The sequence below is a fragment of the Candidatus Protochlamydia sp. R18 genome (assembly GCF_000648255.1).
GTDB classification, from domain to species: domain Bacteria; phylum Chlamydiota; class Chlamydiia; order Chlamydiales; family Parachlamydiaceae; genus Protochlamydia; species Protochlamydia amoebophila.
On the sequence record NZ_BASL01000140.1, the window covers coordinates 1 to 206 of the forward strand.

The following is a 206-nucleotide window of genomic DNA, read 5'->3' on the forward strand; positions in this document are numbered from 1 at the left end:
TGCGCCAATCCAGCATCGGTAAGGTTTTGGCAATAGCTTAGATCAAGATGTTGTAAAGTCACTAAGGATCTTAAATGCGCTAATCCAGCATCGGTAAGGTTTTGGCAATAGCTTAGATCGAGATGTTGTAAAGTTACTAAGGATCTTAAATGCGCCAATCCAGCATCGGTAAGGTTTTGGCAATAGCTTAGATCAAGATGTTGTAA

At 40.3% G+C, this 206-nt stretch carries 1 pseudogene; it reads right to left on the reverse strand.

What is annotated here, in order from left to right:
• Window positions 1-206: pseudogene (locus tag TY19_RS00065) on the reverse strand (hypothetical protein); the annotation flags it as partial.